Here is a 19135-nt window from a genome sequence, read left to right as displayed (position 1 = left end):
GCGCCGGGCGTCGATGTGCCGAACGTCCGGCGTCAGGCCGCCAGGGCCTTCTTCACCTGCAGCAGGCTCGGGTTGGTCATCACGACCTGCTCGCCGCCGCCGGCCGGCTTCACCAGCACGGTCGGAACGGTCTGGTTGCCGTTGTTCACCGACTCGACGAAGGCCGCCGACGCCGGGTCCTCCTCGATGTTGATCTCGGTGTAGCCGATGCCCTCGCGCTGCAGCTGGCTCTTGAGCCGGTTGCAGTAGCCGCACCAGGTCGTGCTGTACATCGTCACGCTGCCGGACATCGAGGGGACTCCTTCGGATCGGGGAGGGCCTGAAACTGGGGGCGCCGCGCGCGTCACGCGGCTCCGGGGGGAGAACGCGCACCGCCCGGCGGTCATTCCGCCTCCGGACCGGACTGTCGCGCCGGCGCGCGCCCATCCGCACCGGCGCGGAGCTCACCGCACGCGCCCCCGTGTGCCACAGTCCGCCGTCCGCACCGCGATCATCCGGCGATCACACCGCACCTGTGGACAACCCCGCCCGCATTGTCCGCTCGGACTGAGAGGATGGAACGCATGCAGGAAGACCTCTTGAGCGGCAGCCCGTTCGACGGACACCAGGACGCCCCCCGGCCCGGCCACCTCGCCGCCGGCGGCCCCGACGCCGTCCTCGCCGGACTCGACCCCGAACAGCGGGCCGTCGCCACCGCCCTGCACGGTGCCGTCTGCGTCCTCGCCGGCGCCGGCACCGGCAAGACCCGCGCCATCACCCACCGCATCGCCTACGGCGTGCGCAGCGGCGTCTACCAGCCCCAGCAGGTCCTCGCCGTCACCTTCACCGCCCGCGCCGCCGGCGAGATGCGCGGCCGCCTGCGCGAGCTCGGCGCCGAGGGCGTGCAGGCCCGCACCTTCCACGCCGCCGCCCTGCGCCAGCTGCAGTACTTCTGGCCCCGCGCCGTCGGAGGACCCGTCCCCCAGCTGCTCGAACGCAAGGTCCAGCTGGTCGCCGAAGCCGCCGGCCGCTGCGGCCTGCGCGTCCAGCGCACCGAACTGCGCGACCTCACCGCCGAGATCGAATGGGCCAAGGTCACCCAGACCGGCCCCGACGACTACCCCGCCGCCGTCGCCAAGTCCGGCCGCGAGGCCCCCCGCGACCCCGCCGAGACCGCCCAGGTCTACCGCGTCTACGAGGAGACCAAGAGCCGCCGCGGGAACATCGACTTCGAGGACGTCCTGCTGCTCACCGCCGCCATCCTCGAGGACCGCCCCGACATCGCCGACCAGGTCCGCGCCCAGTACCGGCACTTCACCGTCGACGAGTACCAGGACGTCTCCCCGCTCCAGCAGCGCCTCCTCGACCAGTGGACCGGCCCCGGCGGCGGTGCCAGCCTCTGCGTCGTCGGCGACGCCAGCCAGACCATCTACTCCTTCACCGGCGCCACCCCCGACTACCTGCTGGGCTTCCGCGGCCGCCACCCCGAGGCCACCGTCGTCAAGCTCGTCCGCGACTACCGCTCCACCCCCCAGGTCGTCCACCTCGCCAACGGACTCCTCGCCCAGGCCCGCGGCGAGGCCGCCCGCCACCGCCTCGAACTCGTCTCCCAGCGCGAGGCCGGCCCCGACCCCGTCTACACCGAGTACGAGGACGAACCCACCGAGGCCGAGAACACCGCCCGCCGGATCAAGGACCTCCTGGCGACCGGCGTGCGCGCCAGCGAGATCGCCGTCCTCTTCCGCACCAACGGCCAGTCCGAGGTCTACGAACAGGCCCTCGCCGACCTCGGCGTCCCCTACCAGCTCAAGGGCGCCGAGCGGTTCTTCGAACGCCCCGAGGTCCGCGACGCCGGCGTCCTGCTGCGCGGCGCCGCCCGCGCCGCCTCCGACCCCGTCACCGACGGCGCCCCCGACCTCGCCGGGCAGGTCCGCGCCGTCCTCGCCACCCGCGGCTTCACCGCCGAACCCCCCGCCGGCTCCGGCGCCGTCCGCGACCGCTGGGAGTCCCTCGCCGCCCTCGTCCGGCTCGCCGAGGAATTCGAACGCGGCCGCACCGCCGCCGGCCAGGGCACCGACCTCGCCGCCTACGTCGCCGAACTCGACGCCCGCGCCGCGGCCCAGCACGCCCCCGCCGTGGAAGGCGTCACCCTCGCCTCCCTGCACGCCGCCAAGGGCCTGGAATGGGACGCCGTCTACCTCGTCGGCCTCACCGAGGGCACCCTGCCGATCATCTACGCCAAGACCGACGAGCAGGTCGAGGAGGAACGCCGCCTCCTCTACGTCGGCGTCACCCGCGCCCGCAAGCACCTCACCCTCTCCTGGGCGCTCTCCCGCTCCCCGGGCGGCCGCGCCTCCCGCAAGCCCAGCCGCTTCATGGACGGGCTGCGCCCAGGCTCCAGCGCCCCCGGCACCCGCCCCGCCGGGCGCGGCGGGCGCGGCGGCGAGGCCGGCGAGCGCTCCGCCGGGCGCCGGGCCCGCGGGCCGGTCGTCTGCCGGGTCTGCGGGCGCGCCCTCACCGAGGCCGTCGAACGCAAGCTCCGCCGCTGCGAGAGCTGCCCCTCCACCATGGACGAGGCGCTCTACGAGCGGCTGCGCGAATGGCGCGCCGCCCAGGCCCGCGAGCAGGGCGCCCCCGCCTACGTCGTCTTCACCGACGCCACCCTGATGGCCATCGCCGAGGACGTCCCGGCCAACCGGCAGGAGCTCGCCGGCATCTCCGGGGTCGGCGCGATGAAGTTGGACAAATACGGGGCCGCCGTGCTCTCGTTGTGTGCGGGGGAGGAGCCCGTCAGGGATCCGGCGGACGTCACGGACGACCAGCCGGACGAACCGGCCTGAGCCCGGTCCGGGGCGATCACGGCCGGCGCCGAGGGGCGTCGCGGAGACCGTCGGGAAACTCGCCGGAAAAATAGTTTGCGCGCCGTACCGGGAGCGCAATAGCCTGCCGGAGCGGTCAAGGGGACGCGATCGCCCGGGGTGACGCCTGTCGCCGCTTCCCCTGCACCCACGAGCTTCACGGGGCCTCATCAAGCCCCACCGGCTCGACCAGCTTCACCGAGACAGACATCCGAACAGTTCGGAGCCGGGGAAACCAGGCTCCGCTAGGCGCCGAGAGGAGGCGAAGGCAGTGGAAACCATGATCACCAAAATGACTGGCCAGACCGTCGACGCTGCCTCCCTGCGTGCCGCCAGCCTGCGGCTCGCCGCCGAGCTGTGCGGAACCGGTCTGGGTCTCGACACCACCGGTGTCTCCGTCGTTCCCGCTTCCCCCGCCCCCGCTGTCAGTGGCCTCGGACACACTGGCCCCGGCAGCAATGGCATCCAGGGCGGCAGCCTCGACGGCACCCGTGTCGAGACTGGTCTGTCCCGCGACTGGGCGTCGGTCGACGCTTCGCGCTCCCTGCGTGATGAGCGACCGACCCAGGCACCGAAGACGGCTGTAGCGATCGCCCTGCATGGCGGCTATGCGCAGGTCATCGGTGCCGGAAACACCCAGAAGCAGAACGAGCAGCAGATTAAGCAGGCCATGGCCGTCTTTGCCGACGCCACGGCCATCCGGATGAGGGCCTTCCGCGGCCCCGAACCCTGGAGAGAACGAACCTGAGCCAGCCTCAGGTCGGCGCCTCCAGGGCCGCGGAACCCCTTACACCGGGATCCGCGGCCCTTCTGTTTTGTCCGGTACGCAAGACCACCCAGGCCCCCCGGGGCCTCCGGCCCAGCCCCACCAGTCAGCTGAGCCGGACCCACTGAAAAGACGAGGAAGACGCCCACAGTGTCCACGGTCATCACGCCGCCCACCCCGTCCGTACCGCCGACAAGCCAGATCAAGGCCGACCAGGCCGACCCCCCGGAGGTTCTCCCCATGCAGTTCACCTCGATCGACCAGGCCGAGGAGCTCGGTCTCCCCATCCCGTGCCGTGCCTTCGACCCCGAGGTCTTCTTCGCCGAGACGCCCGCCGACGTCGAGTACGCGAAGTCCCTCTGCGGCACCTGCCCGGTCAAGGACGCCTGTCTCACCGGCGCGCTCGAGCGCCGCGAGCCCTGGGGCGTCTGGGGCGGCGAGCTGTTCGTCCAGGGTGTCGTCGTGGCCCGCAAGCGGCCGCGTGGCCGCCCGCGCAAGACCGAGGTCGCGGCGTGAACCCCGCGTCCGGAGCCGGAACCGTCCGCCGGGGAGAGCAGCCCCCGCTGGACAACGCCCTCCGCCGCTCCGTACGCCTCGCAGCCGCCAAGGCCGACGCCGCCCGCATCCACCCCTTTCCGACGACGCACCACGAGCAGGACCACCACATGACCGCCGCCGCCATCGATCCGACCGTCCGCGCCGAGCAGACCACCGAACTTCAGATCCAGAACAGGACCCTCGAAATGCAACTCCTCCACGAATCCCTGGCCCGGGCGCATATGCAAGAGCGCCTCCAGGAGGCCGAGCACCAACGGCTCGGCGGCCGGCTCGCCCGGGCCCACCGGCTCAAGCGGAAGGCCGAACGCGCCTCGCTGCGCGCCCGCAAGGCCCTCGCCGTCGCCCTGATGTGACCTCCCTGAGGTGACCCGGACGCCGGCGCGTCGCCATGTCCGGCCCCGATGGACCCCCGTCGCGCCGCAGGCCGCCCCCCGACACCGGGAGGCGGCCTGCGGCCGTTGCGGCGGACGGCGGATCAGCCCTCCGCCGACGGGCTCCGACGCCTGGCGGGGGCCGCCTTCCCGGCCGACGTCTTCTTCGCCGCCGGGCTCTTCGCGGTCGCCGTTGTCGCCGTTTTCGCGGCCTTCGCCGTCGTTTTCGCGGCCTTGGGCGTCGGCTTCGCGGCCGTCGCCGCCCTCGCGGCCGGCCGCTTCCCCGGCGAACCCGCCTCGGCGAACTCCGGCAGCCACTCCAGCATCTCCGCCCGGAACGGCGCCTTCGCGCCCAGCTGACACAGCACCCCGATCGTGCTCAGTGTCACCCGGTGGATCAACAGGTACGACGGCGGCAGGTTCAACTGCTTGCCCAGGTTGTACGCGGGCGACCGCGGATCGGCGATCCGCGCCGCCTGCGCCCGCATCCACGCTCGGGTGAAGTGGAACGACTCCACCGCCGCCGGCTCGATGATCGGCAGCAGGTAGTCCAGCACCGCGTCCGCGTCGAGCTCGATCGAGGGCTTCACGAAGCCCTCCTCGCGCAGCATCGCCAGCACACCCGCCGCGTCCCCGGCCAGCGCCATCCGCAACGACGCCCCGATCGGCGCCGGCAGGCCGCCCGGCAACCGGTCCACCGTCCCGAAGTCCAGCACCCCCAGCCGCCAGCCCTCCACCGGGCCGTCGTCCTTCAGCAGCCGGAAGTTGCCCGGATGCGGATCCGCGTGCAACAGGCCCGTCCGCGACGGACCGGCGAACAGGAACCGCGCCAGCAGCCGGCCGGCGACATCCCGCTCCTCCTGCGAACCGGAGGCGATCACCTCCGCCAGCGGCGTGCCGTCCATCCACTCCGACACCAGCACCTGGTCCGCCTGCGCCACCACACCCGGCACCACGATCTCCGGATCGCCCGCGAACTCCTCCGCGTGACGGCGCTGGGCCTGCGCCTCCAGCTCGTAGTCCAGCTCCTCGGCGACCCGCTCCCGCAGCTCCGTGATCAGCGGCTTGATGTCCAGGCCCGGAATCAGCGGACCCAGCAGCCAGGCCACCCGGCTCAACTGCGACAGGTCCGCCAGCAGCGCGTCCCCCGCACCCGGGTACTGCACCTTCACCGCGACCGCGCGCCCGTCGTGCCACACCGCCCGGTGCACCTGGCCGATCGAGGCGGCCGCCGCCGGACGGTCGTCGAACTCCCGAAACAGGCTCCGCCAGTCCTCGCCGAGCCGCTGTGCCAGCGCCGCGTGCACCTTCGCGGCCGGCATCGGCGGCGCGGCGTCCTGCAGCTTGGTCAACGCCGCTCGGTAGGGACCGGCCACCTCCTCGGGCAGGGCGGCTTCGAAGACGGACAGCACCTGCCCGAACTTCATCGCCCCGCCCTTGAGCTCGCCCAGGACCTTGAACAGCTGGTCGGCGGTGGCCTGTTGCAGCTCGGCGGTCACCACCTCGGCCGACCGGCCGCCGATCCGCTTCCCGAGGCCGAGGGTGGCCCGGCCGGCTATCCCCAGCGGCAGGGCGGCGAGCCTTGCCGTGCGGGTCATTGCCTTGCGCGGAAGATCGCTCACCCGGGCCTCCAAGTCGACATGCCCAAGGCCCCCGGGGCGGGAGCCGACCGTCATACGCCATTGTGCCCGCTCGGCGGCGCGGCCCCGGCCGGATTCCGCTGCCCCCGGGGCCGCACCGCGCGTGTCAGCCCCGGGGATTGCGGGAAGGAGAACAGCCGGTACGGGTCGTAGCGGCGCTTCACCGCGACCAGCCGCGGACAGTTCTCCCCGTAGTAGGCGTGCTGCCAGTCCGGCAGGCCGGGGTCGACGAAGTTCTGTTACGTCTCGCCGGAGGTGTGCGGGTCGAGCAGCGCGAACCCGGCGTCCGCCCGGCGGCGGGCCGCCGTCGGCGCGGCCTCGCCCACCGGGCCGGTGGCGATCACCGCGCCGAAGCTCGCGTTGAACAGCGCGTCGCGGTGGACGTACGCGGTGGCCGTGCGGGCCGGGTCGTTGACGCCGCCGCCCAGCGCGCTCAGCTGCACCATGCGCGCTCCACGCGCCGCTGCGGCGGCCTTCTCCCCTTCGGGGGCCCTCCCCCTCCCCCCGCCCCTCCCTCCTCCCGCCCGCCCTCCTCCTCGGCGCCTCGGCAAAGGCCGAGGCGCCGAGGCAGCCCGAGCCGTTGCGGCCGCCGCCCGGACACGTCGGGCGTGACCCGGGGTGCCGCTGTCATGGCCCGGGGTGTGGTGGTCGTTTTCCCGGCACCGCTCCGGCAGCTGTCCGGAGCGGTGCCTCGGTCGTCGCCTCGGGCGTGGCCTGGGGTGTCGCTGTCGTGGCCCGGGGTGTGGTGGTCGTTTTCCCGGCACCGCTCCGGCAGTTGCCCGGAGCGGTGCCTCAGTCGTCGCCTCGGGGCTGCTCCGGTGGGGTGCCCGAGTGGTGCGGCAGTTGTTGTCTCGGTGTCTCGGTCGTCGCCTCGGGTGCGTCGGGCGTGGCCTGGGGTGTCGCTGTCGTGGCCCGGGGTGTGGTGGTCGTTTTCCCGGCACCGCTCCGGCAGCTGTCCGGAGCGGTGCCTCAGTTGTTGTTCCGGGGTCGCTCGGGCGGGCGTTCGAAGCGGTGCCTGTCGCCCCAGGGCACGGCGGCCTTCGCCCCGGCGCCCGGGGCGGCGCCTCAGTGCGGTGGTGTCGGCTGCCAGAGGCAGCCGCAGTCCGGGTGGCCCTTGAGTCGCAGGCGGCGGGGCATGCCGTCCACGGCGGACAGCTCGCACCAGCCGTCCACGCTGGGTGGCCGCCCGCCGTCCAGGAAGACCTGGACGTGCAGGGCCGCGAGCCCCGCGACCGCCGTCGCGAGCGCGGTGTCGCAGGCCGGCGTCGGCGCCCGCCCCGAGCCGCCTTCGGCGAGCTGGGCGAGGATCCGCGGCCAGGCGGCGTCCTCGTCCTCCCGGGCCAGGACCAGGCAGTGGCCGCAGGCCGAGACGCCCGGCAGGACCAGCGGCCCGACCACCCCGTACTCCTCCACCACCCCGACGTACAGGTGCGGGACCCCGGCCCGGAGCAGCTCGCGGGCCTGGGGCGTGCCGCCGGCGAACGCACCGCTGCCGTCCCGGGGCGCGAGCACCACCAGGTCGGGCAGCCCCGGTCTCGGCCGCCGGTCGCGCCGGCCCGGGCGCCGCGCGGTGGCCCGGTCGACGGCCTCGCGGGCGGCGGTGGCCCGGAGCCGGCCGACGTCGACCGCCGGCAGCCCGGCGGGGGAGCAGTCGGCGGGCGTGACCCGGCCGGAGTCCGCCACGGTGACCGTCCCGATGCCGCCCGCGGCGAGGACGGCGGCGACGGCCGCCCCGATCCGGCCCGCGCCGCGCACCTCGACCGCGTGCTCCGGCCGCCGGGCCAGCACGGCGGGGGCGGCGCCGGGCGGCGCGTGGATCAGCGACAGCGAGGCGAGGTCGGGGCCGAGCAGGTCGCGGTGCGGCTGGGGGAAGCGGGCCAGGGCCTGGTCCGCGGCCTCGGCGTCGTCGAGCACCCCGGCCTCCTCCAGCAGGTCGAGCAGCGAGTCGGCGGGGTCGCTGCCGAAGCCGATCCGCTCGCCCTCGGCGAGGAGCGCGGGCCGGTCGCGGGTCCCGTCGACGAGGCCGAGGAACTCGCGCAGGGCATCGGCGGCGGCGTTGCCGAGCACCCCCGCGTGCTGCGGGATGGTGCCGAACTGGAGGGTGTCCGAGTCCCGCCAGCTGCGGGAGAGGGCGGGCTTGAGGGCGAGGCGCACGGCGGTCTTCCTTCCGATCGTTTCCGGACGGCTGACGGCAGCATGCCCGATCGGGGCGGCGGGGTGCGGTGCGTTGTCCACAGGGACGGGCTCATGATCGGATAAGCCGTTCGCACGCCCTGTGGATAACTTGACGTCCGGCCGGATGTCGGATTCCGGACACCTTCCGTCGGCCTTTCGTTCCCGATCGCTCCACGAAACATTTCGGCCATGGCAGCGGACTTCTGTCAGGGGGAACGGGTAACGTCGTGTGCCATGGCAGCCGAACGGGACTCCCATCCCTCGGCGTCGCCTCGGCGTGCCCGTGCAGCGTCCGGGTCGCACATGGCGGCGCCGAGTACGCGCGGGCGTCCGGAGCAGCGTCCCGACCAACGGCCCGAGCAGCGCCCGGAACCGCAGCCGGAGGCCGCGCGCGAGCCGCTCGACCGGTCCCGGGTGGAGGTGCGGCGCAGCGCCCGCCGCAGCCGGACGGTGTCCGCCTACCGCGAGGGCGACCGCACGATCGTGCTGATCCCGGCCCGGATGTCGCATGCGGAGGAGCAGCGGTGGGTCGCCCAGATGCTGGAGAAGCTGGCCGCGCAGGAGAGCCGCCGGGTGCTCGGTGACGATGCGCTGGTGGCCCGGGCGCGCGAGCTTTCGGGGGCCTACCTGGGCGGTCGCGCCCGGCCCGCGCAGGTCCGCTGGGTGACCAATCAGAATTCGCGCTGGGGGTCGTGCACCCCGAGCGAGCGGACGATCCGGCTCTCGCACCGCCTGCAGGGGATGCCGGAGTACGTGGTCGACTACGTGCTGCTGCACGAGCTGGCGCACCTGCTGGTGCCGGACCACGGCCCGGACTTCTGGGCGCTGCTGGAGGCGTATCCGCGGACGGAGCGGGCGCGCGGCTATCTGGAGGGCGTGGTGTCGGCGGCCCGGCTGCCGCACATTCCGGGGGCCCGGCACGAGGCCCCGTCGGAGCCCGGCCCGGCGGAGTCCTGCGGCTGAGCGGTCACCCGGGGCACCGCGGCGGCCCGGGGACGTCGCGGAGCAGCGGACGGAACGGACGGCGGGAGGGGCGCGGGCCCATGTGGCCCGCGCCCCTCCCGCCGTCCGGGCGCTCCGGAGTGCTTCAGCCGGTGAGCTCGCGGGCGCGCGCGACGAGGTCGCGCACGGACTGGTCGGTGAGCTCGGGCAGGCGGTCGTAGTCGAACCAGCGCAGGTCGAGCGACTCCTCGCTGATCAGCGTCTGGGCGCCGGGCGGGGCCAGCGCGATGTACTGGACGTCGAGGTGGGTGTTCTCGGGCCGGTCCTTGCCGGTGCAGCGGACCTGGTGGCGGTCGAGCTTGACCGGGACGGGCGCGCCGTCGCGGGTGAGCAGGGTGAGGTCGGGGATGCCGGACTCCTCGGTGGCCTCCCGCAGCGCGGCCGAGGCGAGGTCGTGGTCCCCGGGTTCGCAGTGGCCGCCCATCTGCAGCCACCGGCCGACCTTGGGGTGCAGGGTCAGCAGGACGCGCCCGGCGGCGGGGTCGACGACGGCGGCGCTGGCGGTGATGTGAGCGGGCAGGCAGGCGCGGTACAGGCCCTCGGGCTGCTCCGCGAGGTGCCGCAGGTAGTCGAGCCGCAGCTGTTCCTGCGCGGCTTCCGCGGGCCGCCAGTCGCCCAGGGCGCGCACGGCGTCGGCGTGCAGGGCTCCGGCGCGGTCCGTCTCGGTGGCCGTCATGCGGTGGGCTCGCCCTTCCCGCGGTCGTCGCCGTCGTCCTTCGTCAGGTCGGGCTTCGTGTCGCCCGAGCCGGTGCCCGAGCCGGTGCCCGAGCCGGTGCCCGGGGCACCGCCGGCGGCGGCTTCGCCGAGCAGCTTGTCGAGGGCGTCGAAGTCGATGCCGCCCTCCAGGTCGTCGCCGCCGCCCCGGTGCACGAAGGCGTCGGGGTCGTCGAGGTCGGCGGCGGTGGGGAGCATGTCGGGGTGCTGCCAGAGGTCGTCGCGGCCCTCGGTGCCGCGGGCGTCGGCGAGCAGCGCCCAGAGGCGGGCGGCATCGCGCAGCCGGCGCGGGCGCAGTTCGAGGCCGACGAGGGTGGCGAAGGTCTGCTCGGCGGGCCCGCCGGCCGCGCGGCGGCGGCGGACGGTCTCGCGCAGGGCGCCGGCCTGCGGCAGGTGGGGCTCGGCGGCGGCGTGCACGACGGCGTCGACCCAGCCCTCGACGAGGGCGAGCGCGGTCTCCAGCCGGGCGAGCGCGGCCTTCTGCTCGGGGGTGTCCTCGGGCTGGAGCAGGCCGCCGGCGAGGGCTTCTTGGAGCGCCTCGGGGTTGCCCGGGTCGAGCTGGCCGACGAGTTCCTCCATGCGGGAGCTGTCGACCTTGATGCCGCGGGCGTAGGCCTCGACGGCGCCGAGGAGGTGGGCGCGCAGCCACGGCACGTGGGCGAAGAGCCGCTGGTGGGCGGCTTCGCGCAGGGCGAGGTAGAGGCGGACCTCCTCGGCGGGCACGCTCAGGCCCTCGCCGAACTCGGCGACGTTCTGGGGCAGCAGCGCGGCCTTGCCGGCGGGGGCGAGCGGCAGGCCGACGTCGGTGGAGCCGACGACCTCGGCGGCCAGGGCGCCGAGCGCCTGGCCGATCTGGGTGCCGAACATGGCGCCGCCCATGGAGCGCATCATGCCCAGCAGCGGGCCGGCCATGGCCTGCATCTCCTCGGGCAGGACGCCGCCCATGGCGTTGCCGACGCGCTCGGCGACCGGGTCGACGAGGTCCTTCCAGACCGGGAGGGTGGCCTCGATCCACTCGGCGCGGCTCCAGGCGACGGCGGTCCCGGCGCCGGAGGGGAAGGTGGTGACGCCGTCGAGCCACAGGTCGGCGAGGCGGACGGCCTCGGCGACGGCGGAGCGCTCGGAGGCGCTGACGGAGCGGTCCTTGCTCTTGCCCTCGGCGGGCTCGGCGACAACGGTCTGCCGGGCGATGTCCTTGGCGAGGTCCCAGTTGACCGGGCCGCCCTCGAAGGAGAGCATCTGGCCGAGCTGCTGGAAGGCGGCGCCGAGGTCGTTGGGGTTGAGGCCGCCGAACATCGCGGCGAACGGGTTGTCGCCGGCGCCGGGCCCGCCCGCACCGGGGGTGCCGGGCATACCGGGCAGGCCCATGCCGAACAGGGCGCCCAGCGGGTTGCCGCCGGCGAAGCCGAAGGGGTGCGGGCCGCCGGACTGGGCGCTGCCGCTCTCCTCCTTCTTCTTCTGGTCGTCGTCGGGCTTGGCCTTGCCGTCCTCGGGCTCCTCGGGCGGAACGCCGAATCCGAAGGGAAGGTCGCTCACGGGGTCCTCGATCCGGTCGGCCGTCATACGGGTGGTGGCGGTGAAGTCTGCGTGCCCGGGGCGGTCGGTGGAGTGGGGGGACTCCCGGCCGGTGGGCGGCTCCCGTGCGGCTGGCCCGCGCCGGGTGCACCGCCGGGCCTCCGCCTCGGGCAGGATGGACGTACGTGACACACGTACGTACGCACATAAGCTAACCGTGGAGGATGGCCGGTGAGTTCCCCGCCCTCGGACGTTCGCTCTGGGCTGACCGGAGGAGAGGACGCCCCGGACATCACGGCGTCGCCGCCTCCAGCCTATGCCGGAAGACCGCTGACCGTGGCGGTCACGGGTGCCGCCGGGGTGCTCGGCGAACGGGTCGCGGCCCGGCTGGTGGCCTCGCCGGGGGTGAAGCGGGTCCTGGCGGTGGACGACCGGCGCGGTGAGGTGCCGGGGGTGCAGTGGCGGGTCCTGGACGTCCGGGACCCGGCGGTCGCGGAGAGGCTGGCCGGGGTGGACGTGGTGGTCCACCTGGCGATGGACCTGGGCATGGAGTCGGACCCGCGGGCGCGCAGCGCCTACAACGTGCGGGGCGCGCAGACGGTGCTGACGGCGGCCGCGGCGGCCGGGGTGCCCCGGGTGGTGCTGTGCACCTCGGCGATGGTCTACGGCGCGCTGGCCGACAACGAGGTGCCGCTGGCGGAGGACTCGGAGCTGCGGGCGACCGAGGAGGCCTCGCTGGTCGGGGACCTGCTGGAGATCGAGCGGCTGGCCCGGCGGGCGCCGCGCGCGCACCCGGGGCTGCAGGTGACGGTGCTGCGCCCGGCGGTGGTGGTCGGCCCCGGGGTGGACACGGTGCTGACGCGGCACTTCGAGGCGCCGCGGCTGCTGGTGGTGGCGGGTTCGCGGCCGTGCTGGCAGTTCTGCCACGTGGACGATCTGGCGGCGGCGCTGGAGTACGCGGCGCTCGGCCTGGTCGAGGGCGAGGTGACGGTCGGCTGCGACGGCTGGCTGGAGCAGGAGGACGTGGAGCGGCTGTCGGGGATCCGGCGGATGGAGCTGCCGGCCTCGCTGGCGCTGGGCACGGCGGCGCGGCTGCACCGGCTGGGGCTGACGCCGGCGCCGGCCGGGGACCTGGCCTACACGATGTACCCGTGGGTGGTGTCGGGGAGTCGGCTGCACGAGGCGGGCTGGCGGCCGGTGCACACCAACGAGGAGGTGCTCGCGGAGCTGCTGGCGCAGGTGGCGGGCAAGCACGCGGTGGCGGGCCGGCGCCTCGGCGGCAAGGAGGCGGCGACGAGCCTGGGCGCGGCGGGGGCGACGGTGGCGCTGGTGGGCACAGCCGCGCTGGTGCGGCGGGCGCGCAAGCGGCGCCGGTTCTGAGCCGGTCACGGTGCTGAGCCGGTCACGGTTCTGAGCCGGTTCCGGTGCTGAGCGGATCCAGGCTCCGACGGTGCCCCGGGCGGTGGTCCGGGGCACCTCGTGGTTCTCGCGATGCGGAATTCCGCCGTCGTGATGCGGAAGGCGCTTGCCCCCGTCCGTCCCCGATGGGCCATCATGAGGGCATGTCCGAGAACCACGACCCGATCCGCCTGCTCGCGATCCGCGACACCCCGCTCTCGCTCGACGAGGTGTACGCGGCGGTGGGCGACGACGCGGCCGGCGGGACGACCGTCTTCGTCGGGACGGTCCGCGACCACGACGGCGGCCGGCCGGTCTCCGTGCTGGAGTACAGCTGCCACCCGTCGGCGGAGCAGGAGCTGCGCCGGGTCGCCGAGAAGGTCGTCGCCGACTTCCCGGTCCGGGCGCTGGCCGCGGTGCACCGGGTGGGCCGGCTGGGGATCACCGACAAGGCCGTGATCGTCGCCGTGTCCTGCGCGCACCGCGGCGAGGCGTTCGAGGCGGCCCGCCGGCTGATCGACGACCTCAAGCACGAGGTGCCGATCTGGAAGCACCAGGTGTTCGCGGACGGCGGCGAGGAGTGGGTCGGCGCCGGCGACTGCTGAGCAGCCGTCGGATCCCCGTGTCGTGCAGGCGCGCCGGTCGCTCACCCGAACGGGTGTGGGCCGGTGCGCCGGATACTCCCTGGCAGTGAGCCGATCGGCGGTGCCGTAACCCGGACGGCGCCCGTGGCGTTGTCCGCCGGGATGGTTAATCTGCTCATAGACACGACGAGCTGGGAGTACTGAGATGGCTGTGCTCGCCTGGTTGATCATTCCCTGCGTCGCCGCGGTGCTGGCCACCGTGTGGGCGGGCTGGGCCCAGCGGGCCCCGAGGGCGACGGGGGACCCGGCCTCACTGGCCGAGCACCAGCGGTTCATGGCCGCGATGGAACGCACCACGGCCGCCGACGCCCCGCGCGAGCGCCCGGAGCGGTAGCACCGGGGCCGGTGGCGCCCGGCCCGCCGGGCGTGCCGTCACCGGCGTCCCGTACTGTCGAGGCATGCCACGCCGCTCTGCGACGATGCTCGCCGCCACCCTGCTGCTCATAGCGCTGCTCTGCGCCTCGGTGCTGATGAAGGTGCCGTACACGGAGATGAGCCCGGGGCCGACGTACAACACGCTCGGGGTGCAGGAGAAGACGGGGACCCCGGTGATCACCATCACCGGCCACGAGTCGTTCCCGGCGAGCGGGAACCTCAACATGACGACCGTCCAGGTCACCGGCGCCAAGTACGAGCCGAGCCTGGTCAACGCGGTGGTCGGCTGGCTGCGCGACGACGTGCTGGTGGTGCCGCACGACAACGTCTACCCGAAGGGCCAGACCGACGCCGACGCGAAGCGGCAGAACGCCGAGGAGTTCGCGCTCTCCGAGGACCACGCCCGCACCGCGGCGCTGAGCCAGCTCGGCATCCCGATGGGCAGCGAGCTGATCGTCCAGAGCGTCACCGCCGGCGCCCCGGCCGAGGGCCGGCTGCACGCGGGGGACCAGATCGTCGCGGTGGACGGCACCCCGGTCGCCGACGCGGACGCGGTCGCCAAGGCGGTCACCCGGCACCAGCCCGGCGAGCCGGCGGTCTTCACCGTGGTGCCGCGGGTCAAGGAGGGCTCGGCCGAGCCCGGGGTGCGCACCGACATCAGCGTCCCGACCGTGAAGTCGCCGGACACCGGCGCCGCGATGGTCGGCATCCGCCCGGGCCTGCGGCACACCTACCCGTTCCGGATCGACATCGGCCTGCAGGACGTCGGCGGGCCCAGCGCGGGCCTGATGTTCTCGCTCGGCATCATCGACAAGCTGACCCCGGGCGACCTGACCGGCGGGCGGTTCGTGGCCGGCACGGGCACCATCACCGACGCGGGCGAGGTCGGCCCGATCGGCGGGATAGCGATGAAGCTGATCGCCGCCCGGGACGCGGGCGCCGAGTACTTCCTCGCCCCGGCGGCGAACTGCGCCGAGGCCACCAAGAACACCCCGTCCGGGCTGCGCCTGGTCAAGGTGGAGACGCTGGACGGCGCGCTGAAGGCGCTGGAGCAGATCAGCTCCGGGCAGACCTCCGCGCTGCCGTCCTGCGCCTCGTAGGGCCCGGCAGGCCCGGCGGGCCTCAGACGAAGGTCGCCAGCAGCGCCTCGGTCAGGCCCGGCACCAGGTCGGGGCCGGTCAGCACCTCGCGGGCGACGTCCTTGGAACGCAGCCGCAGCGCGATCTCCTTGCTGCCGTCGCGCAGCACGGCGGCGGTGATCCGCACCTCCTCGCGCTTGGGGTGGTTGGCCACCCAATCGGCGAGCTGGGCGTCGCTGGCGTTGCGCGGGCGGGACTGCTCGGCGCCCGGCGGCAGCATGAGGCGCTCGACGACCAGGGCGCAGCCGGCCACCGCGGCCGGCCAGGCGATGGTGCCGAGGAACTTGTCCAGCTCCATGCCGGCGGGCAGCTCGTCCTGCTCGACCGGGGTGAGGCCGGGCTCGCCGCCGTCGGGGAGGCCGAGCTGCTCGGCGATGCGGGGGTCGGCCTTGCGCAGGGCGGCGCTGTCCACCAGGGCGAAGAGGCGGGCCGGGAGGTCCCAGCCGAGGGTGGCGGCGTACTCGTCGATCTCCAGCGCGGCCCGGGTCAGCGGGCTGCCGGCCGGGAGGGTGGAGACGTCGTCGGGGAGGTTGGATCCATCGGACATGTCTCAATCCTCACACGCCGGGCGACCCGCGCGTGGCGTCCGCCCGCCGGGGACCCGCACGGGGTGCGGGCGGAGGCCGGGCGGAGGCCGGGGGAGCGTCCCGGTTCCCGGGTTGTCGTAACCGTCTGCTAACGGTGGGAACTCGGCCAAAGACTGGTTAAGTTGCACTGAGGACCGACCGACTCAAGACGACACAGCCGAGGTGCCACCGTGGTTTTCCAGATGCCGGAACGCTCAGGACCGGGGTTCCGGCGAAGAGTGGGACCACCTTCGCGGCGGGCGCGGGTGCTCCTGCTGACCCTGGGCGTGCTCGCGGTGCTGTTCCTGCTGTTCGTCATGTTCGCCGGGTTCTGGACGGACTGGCTCTGGTTCAGGTCGGTGCACTACTCGTCGGTCTTCACCACCCAACTGTGGACGAAGATCGGCCTGTTCGCGGTGTTCGGCCTGCTGATGGCGGTGATCGTCGGCTTCAACGTCTGGCTGGCGCACCGGCTGCGGCCGCCGCTGTCGGCGATGTCGGTGGAGCAGCAGAGCCTGGACCGCTACCGCTCGGGCCTGGCGCCGTTCAAGCGCTGGGCGCTGCTCGGGGTGTCGCTGGTGATCGGGCTGGTGGCGGGTGCCGCGGCCTCGGGCCAGTGGCGGACCTGGCTGCTGTGGACGAACGGGACGCCGTTCGGCACGAAGGACCCGCAGTTCGGCAAGGACGTCTCGTTCTACGCCTTCGACCTGCCGTTCTACGAGTTCCTGCTGGGCTTCGCGTTCAGCGCGGTGATCGTCTCGCTGCTGACCTCGGTGATGGTGCACTACCTGTACGGGGGGCTGCGGCTGCAGGGGCCGGGGCGGCGGGCGAGCGTCGGCGCGCAGGGGCACCTGGCGGTGCTGCTGGGCGTGTTCGTGCTGCTGAAGGCGGTGGCGTACTGGCTTGACCGGTACGCGCTGGCGGTGAAGACCGGTACGTACAAGGGCGTGTCCGGCTGGACGGGCCTGCGGTACGTGGACGCGAACGCGTTCCTGCCGGCGAAGACGATCCTGTTCTTCGTCGCGGTGATCTGCGCGCTGCTCTTCTTCCTGACCCCGGTGCGCCGCACCTGGGCGCCGGCCCTGATCGGGCTGGGGCTGATGGTGCTGTCGGCGGTGCTGATCGGCGGGGTGTACCCGGCGATCGTGCAGCAGTTCCAGGTCAAGCCGAACGAGCAGGCCAAGGAGACGCCGTACATCCAGAAGAACATCGACGCGACGCGTCAGGCGTACGGGATCGCGGACAGCCAGGTCGTCCAGTACGAGCCGGCCAACGGCACGAACGCGGACGCGCTGAAGCCGGACGCGCAGACCATCTCGGACATCCGCCTGCTGGACCCGAACGTGGTCGGCCCGACCTTCCAGCAGAACGAGGCGCTGCGCAAGTACTACGCGTTCCCCAAGTCGCTGGACGTGGACCGCTACGGCGACCAGGACACCGTGCTGGGCGTGCGCGAGCTGGACCTGAACGGCATCCAGCGGAACTGGATCAACGACCACTTCAACTACACCCACGGCTACGGCGTGATCGCGGCCAAGGGCAACCAGGTGGACGCCAACGGCAACCCGGTCTACACCGAGTCGGCGCTGCCGACCAAGGGCGCGTTCGGCGACTACCAGCAGCGGATCTACTACGGCGAGAAGACGTCGACGTACTCGATCGTCGGCGGCGGCTACCAGGACATCGACTACACCGCGGAGGACGGCACCCCGGTGCACTCCTCCTACGAAGGCGACAGCGGTGTCGCTCTGGGCAACCCGCTGACCCGGGCCGCGTACGCGGTGAAGTTCGCCGAGCCGCAGATCCTCTACTCCAGCGCGATCCGGGACGGCGCGAAGATCATCTACGACCGCACGCCGAAGGAGCGGGTCGAGAAGGTCGCGCCGTGGCTGTCGATCGACGCCGACCCGTACCCGGTGGTGGAGAACGGCCGCGTGGTGTGGGTGCTGGACGGCTACACCACCTCGGACGGCTACCCGTTCTCGTCGAAGACGACGCTGGGCGACGTCACCAAGGACTCGCTGACCAACCAGCGCGGTGAGCTGCTGACCGCCGCGAACCAGGTCAACTACATCCGCAACTCGGTCAAGGCCACCGTGGACGCGTACACCGGCGAGGTGACGCTCTACCAGTGGGACGAGACCGACCCGGTGCTGAAGACCTGGATGAAGGCGTTCCCGGGCACGGTGAAGGCCAAGGCCGACATCCCGTCGGAGCTGGCGCCCCACCTGCGCTACCCGCAGGACATGTTCAAGGTGCAGCGCGACCTGCTCGCCGAGTACCACATGACCGACGCCGGCGGTTTCTTCAACGGCACCGACATCTGGCAGGTGCCGACCGACCCGACGACCAACAGCAACGAGGTCCAGCCGCCGTACTACCTGACCGTCCGGATGCCGGACGCGAAGGAGGCGTCGTTCTCGCTCACCACGACCTTCGCCCCGCAGGGCCGGGACAACCTGGCCGCGTTCATGTCGGTCAGCGCCGACCCGGGCCCGGACTACGGGAAGATCCGGATCGCCAAGATCCCGACCGGTGCGGGGGCGCTGGGCCCCAAGCAGGTGCAGGCGAAGTTCAACTCGGACCCGCTGGTCGCCAACCAGTTGACCCTGCTGAAGACCGGCACCGACTCCGACATCGAGTACGGCAACCTGCTGACCCTGCCGGTCGGCGGCGGCCTGCTGAACGTCGAGCCGGTCTACCTCATCGGCCGCAGCGCCAAGGTGCCGGTGCTGAAGAAGGTGCTGGCGACGTACGGGAACGAGAACGCGGTCGTCGCGGTGGAGGACAACCTGGAGAAGGCGCTGGCGAAGGTGCTCGGCGGTGCGGTGACCGGTGCGCCGGTGACGCCCACGGCGCCCGGCACCGCGCCGACCGCTCCGACGACGCCCACCACGCCCACCACGCCCACGACTCCGACCGCGCCCGCACCGGGCGGCACGGTGACGCCGGAGCTGCAGAAGGCGATCGCGGACGCGGTGAAGGCCAACAACGACAGCCAGAGCGCGTTCAAGAACGGTGACTGGGTGGCCTGGGGCCAGGCCCAGAAGGCGCTCAACGACGCGCTCAAGGCGGTCGAGGCGGCCGAGCAGAAGGCCGGGATCACCCCGGCCCCGGCGCCGGCGGGCACGGCGCCGGCCACCCCGCCGGCCACCCCGCCGGCGACCGGTGCGGCCTCGCCCGCACCGAGCAGCGGTCCCTGAGCTGCGGTGATCCCGCGCTAGCCGATTTCGGCTCCACCCCGCGCCCGTGCTATGGTTCAACTACCGACGCGGGGTGGAGCAGCTCGGTAGCTCGCTGGGCTCATAACCCAGAGGTCGCAGGTTCAAATCCTGTCCCCGCTACTCAGTAGCACGAAGGCCCGGAGGATTCTTCCTCCGGGCCTTCGGCGTTTGCGCGCGCGGACGGGCGGGGCCGCTCCGGTACCATCGAGCG

17 protein-coding genes, 1 tRNA gene and 1 pseudogene are annotated in these 19135 nt (G+C 73.4%); 11 read left to right on the top strand and 8 right to left on the bottom strand.

Annotation, left to right across the window (positions count from 1 at the left end; all coding sequences use genetic code 11):
- Positions 1–32: 32 nt before the first annotated feature.
- Positions 33–290 carry a mycoredoxin gene (locus tag ACFCLZ_RS15775; RefSeq protein WP_344345785.1) on the bottom strand — a complete coding sequence of 86 codons (258 nt, stop codon included), beginning with the start codon at positions 288–290 and terminating at the stop codon, positions 33–35.
- A 264-nt stretch (positions 291–554) separates the two neighbouring features.
- On the opposite strand from ACFCLZ_RS15775, the gene ACFCLZ_RS15770 reads away from it, so the two are divergent.
- From ACFCLZ_RS15770 to ACFCLZ_RS15755, 4 genes are all read left to right on the top strand, one after another.
- A complete protein-coding gene (locus tag ACFCLZ_RS15770; RefSeq protein ID WP_380285520.1) occupies positions 555–2819 on the top strand; it encodes an ATP-dependent DNA helicase UvrD2 in 2265 nt (754 codons plus the stop codon).
- A gap of 289 nt (positions 2820–3108) precedes the next feature.
- Entirely contained in the window at positions 3109–3585 is a 477-nt protein-coding gene (locus tag ACFCLZ_RS15765; protein ID WP_380285519.1) for a hypothetical protein, read from the top strand.
- 168 nt (positions 3586–3753) lie between these two features.
- On the top strand, positions 3754–4119 hold the full coding sequence (locus tag ACFCLZ_RS15760) for a WhiB family transcriptional regulator (RefSeq protein WP_380285518.1): 366 nt from the start codon (positions 3754–3756) through the stop codon (positions 4117–4119).
- 149 nt (positions 4120–4268) lie between these two features.
- Positions 4269–4514 carry a hypothetical protein gene (locus ACFCLZ_RS15755; RefSeq protein WP_380286183.1) on the top strand — a complete coding sequence of 82 codons (246 nt, stop codon included), beginning with the start codon at positions 4269–4271 and terminating at the stop codon, positions 4512–4514.
- 122 nt (positions 4515–4636) lie between these two features.
- Here ACFCLZ_RS15755 and ACFCLZ_RS15750 read toward each other — a convergent pair whose 3' ends face one another.
- The 4 genes and pseudogenes from ACFCLZ_RS15750 to ACFCLZ_RS15735 form a co-directional block, all read right to left on the bottom strand.
- Positions 4637–6154: an ABC1 kinase family protein gene (locus tag ACFCLZ_RS15750; protein WP_380285517.1), complete on the bottom strand. Its 1518-nt coding sequence runs from the start codon at positions 6152–6154 to the stop codon at positions 4637–4639.
- Positions 6155–6204: 50 nt separating this feature from the next.
- A pseudogene (locus ACFCLZ_RS15745) lies at positions 6205–6396 on the bottom strand (BBE domain-containing protein); the annotation flags it as partial.
- Positions 6397–6411: 15 nt separating this feature from the next.
- Entirely contained in the window at positions 6412–6618 is a 207-nt protein-coding gene (locus tag ACFCLZ_RS15740) for a hypothetical protein (protein ID WP_380285516.1), read from the bottom strand.
- Between the two features lie 619 nt (positions 6619–7237).
- Positions 7238–8326, bottom strand: coding sequence for a ThiF family adenylyltransferase (locus tag ACFCLZ_RS15735; protein WP_380285515.1), 1089 nt, complete (start codon positions 8324–8326; stop codon positions 7238–7240).
- 324 nt (positions 8327–8650) lie between these two features.
- Between ACFCLZ_RS15735 and ACFCLZ_RS15730 the strand changes: the two genes are divergently transcribed.
- Positions 8651–9310 carry a SprT-like domain-containing protein gene (locus ACFCLZ_RS15730; protein ID WP_380285514.1) on the top strand — a complete coding sequence of 220 codons (660 nt, stop codon included), beginning with the start codon at positions 8651–8653 and terminating at the stop codon, positions 9308–9310.
- A 124-nt stretch (positions 9311–9434) separates the two neighbouring features.
- Here ACFCLZ_RS15730 and ACFCLZ_RS15725 read toward each other — a convergent pair whose 3' ends face one another.
- A complete protein-coding gene (locus tag ACFCLZ_RS15725) occupies positions 9435–10025 on the bottom strand; it encodes an NUDIX hydrolase (protein ID WP_380285513.1) in 591 nt (196 codons plus the stop codon).
- A complete protein-coding gene (locus tag ACFCLZ_RS15720) occupies positions 10022–11599 on the bottom strand; it encodes a zinc-dependent metalloprotease (RefSeq protein ID WP_380285512.1) in 1578 nt (525 codons plus the stop codon). Before ACFCLZ_RS15720 ends, ACFCLZ_RS15725 begins: the two co-directional genes overlap by 4 nt.
- Before the next feature lie 210 nt (positions 11600–11809).
- On the opposite strand from ACFCLZ_RS15720, the gene ACFCLZ_RS15715 reads away from it, so the two are divergent.
- The 4 genes from ACFCLZ_RS15715 (at position 11810) to ACFCLZ_RS15700 (ending at position 15095) form a co-directional block, all read left to right on the top strand.
- Positions 11810–12958: an NAD-dependent epimerase/dehydratase family protein gene (locus ACFCLZ_RS15715; RefSeq protein ID WP_380285511.1), complete on the top strand. Its 1149-nt coding sequence runs from the start codon at positions 11810–11812 to the stop codon at positions 12956–12958.
- Between the two features lie 182 nt (positions 12959–13140).
- The gene (locus ACFCLZ_RS15710) at positions 13141–13581 is read left to right on the top strand and encodes a molybdenum cofactor biosynthesis protein MoaE (RefSeq protein ID WP_380285510.1); all 441 of its coding nucleotides are present in this window, start codon (positions 13141–13143) and stop codon (positions 13579–13581) included.
- A gap of 184 nt (positions 13582–13765) precedes the next feature.
- Complete coding sequence (locus ACFCLZ_RS15705) at positions 13766–13954, top strand: hypothetical protein (protein ID WP_380285509.1); 189 nt, start codon at positions 13766–13768, stop codon at positions 13952–13954.
- 64 nt (positions 13955–14018) lie between these two features.
- On the top strand, positions 14019–15095 hold the full coding sequence (locus ACFCLZ_RS15700) for a PDZ domain-containing protein (protein WP_380285508.1): 1077 nt from the start codon (positions 14019–14021) through the stop codon (positions 15093–15095).
- A gap of 22 nt (positions 15096–15117) precedes the next feature.
- Here the strand turns inward: ACFCLZ_RS15700 and ACFCLZ_RS15695 are convergent, their stop codons facing one another.
- Positions 15118–15681, bottom strand: a complete 564-nt coding sequence (locus tag ACFCLZ_RS15695; RefSeq protein WP_380285507.1) for a PPA1309 family protein — start codon at positions 15679–15681, stop codon at positions 15118–15120.
- A 222-nt stretch (positions 15682–15903) separates the two neighbouring features.
- Here ACFCLZ_RS15695 and ACFCLZ_RS15690 point away from each other — a divergent pair, with 222 nt between their 5' ends.
- Together ACFCLZ_RS15690 and ACFCLZ_RS15685 are read left to right on the top strand one after the other, a co-directional pair.
- On the top strand, positions 15904–18903 hold the full coding sequence (locus tag ACFCLZ_RS15690) for a UPF0182 family protein (protein ID WP_380285506.1): 3000 nt from the start codon (positions 15904–15906) through the stop codon (positions 18901–18903).
- 67 nt (positions 18904–18970) lie between these two features.
- Positions 18971–19044, top strand: a tRNA-Met gene (locus ACFCLZ_RS15685).
- Positions 19045–19135: the final 91 nt, after the last annotated feature.

This window comes from Kitasatospora purpeofusca, from assembly GCF_042691725.1.
In the GTDB taxonomy this organism is placed as follows: Bacteria; Actinomycetota; Actinomycetes; order Streptomycetales; family Streptomycetaceae; genus Kitasatospora; species Kitasatospora purpeofusca_B.
The sequence above is the reverse complement of the archived record's forward strand: the minus strand, read 5'-3'. Positions and strand labels throughout refer to the sequence as shown.

Bases quoted from the DNA above. Each gene is read 5' to 3' on its own strand.
- ACFCLZ_RS15775 (WP_344345785.1), bottom strand. From the start codon at position 290: ATGTCCGGCAGCGTGACGATGTACAGCACGACCTGGTGCGGCTACTGC.
- ACFCLZ_RS15770 (WP_380285520.1), top strand. From the start codon at position 555: ATGGAACGCATGCAGGAAGACCTCTTGAGCGGCAGCCCGTTCGACGGA.
- ACFCLZ_RS15755 (WP_380286183.1), top strand. From the start codon at position 4,269: ATGACCGCCGCCGCCATCGATCCGACCGTCCGCGCCGAGCAGACCACC.
- ACFCLZ_RS15740 (WP_380285516.1), bottom strand. From the start codon at position 6,618: ATGGTGCAGCTGAGCGCGCTGGGCGGCGGCGTCAACGACCCGGCCCGC.
- ACFCLZ_RS15730 (WP_380285514.1), top strand. From the start codon at position 8,651: ATGGCGGCGCCGAGTACGCGCGGGCGTCCGGAGCAGCGTCCCGACCAA.
- ACFCLZ_RS15725 (WP_380285513.1), bottom strand. From the start codon at position 10,025: ATGACGGCCACCGAGACGGACCGCGCCGGAGCCCTGCACGCCGACGCC.
- ACFCLZ_RS15710 (WP_380285510.1), top strand. From the start codon at position 13,141: ATGTCCGAGAACCACGACCCGATCCGCCTGCTCGCGATCCGCGACACC.
- ACFCLZ_RS15705 (WP_380285509.1), top strand. From the start codon at position 13,766: ATGGCTGTGCTCGCCTGGTTGATCATTCCCTGCGTCGCCGCGGTGCTG.
- ACFCLZ_RS15700 (WP_380285508.1), top strand. From the start codon at position 14,019: ATGCCACGCCGCTCTGCGACGATGCTCGCCGCCACCCTGCTGCTCATA.
- ACFCLZ_RS15695 (WP_380285507.1), bottom strand. From the start codon at position 15,681: ATGTCCGATGGATCCAACCTCCCCGACGACGTCTCCACCCTCCCGGCC.
- ACFCLZ_RS15690 (WP_380285506.1), top strand. From the start codon at position 15,904: ATGCCGGAACGCTCAGGACCGGGGTTCCGGCGAAGAGTGGGACCACCT.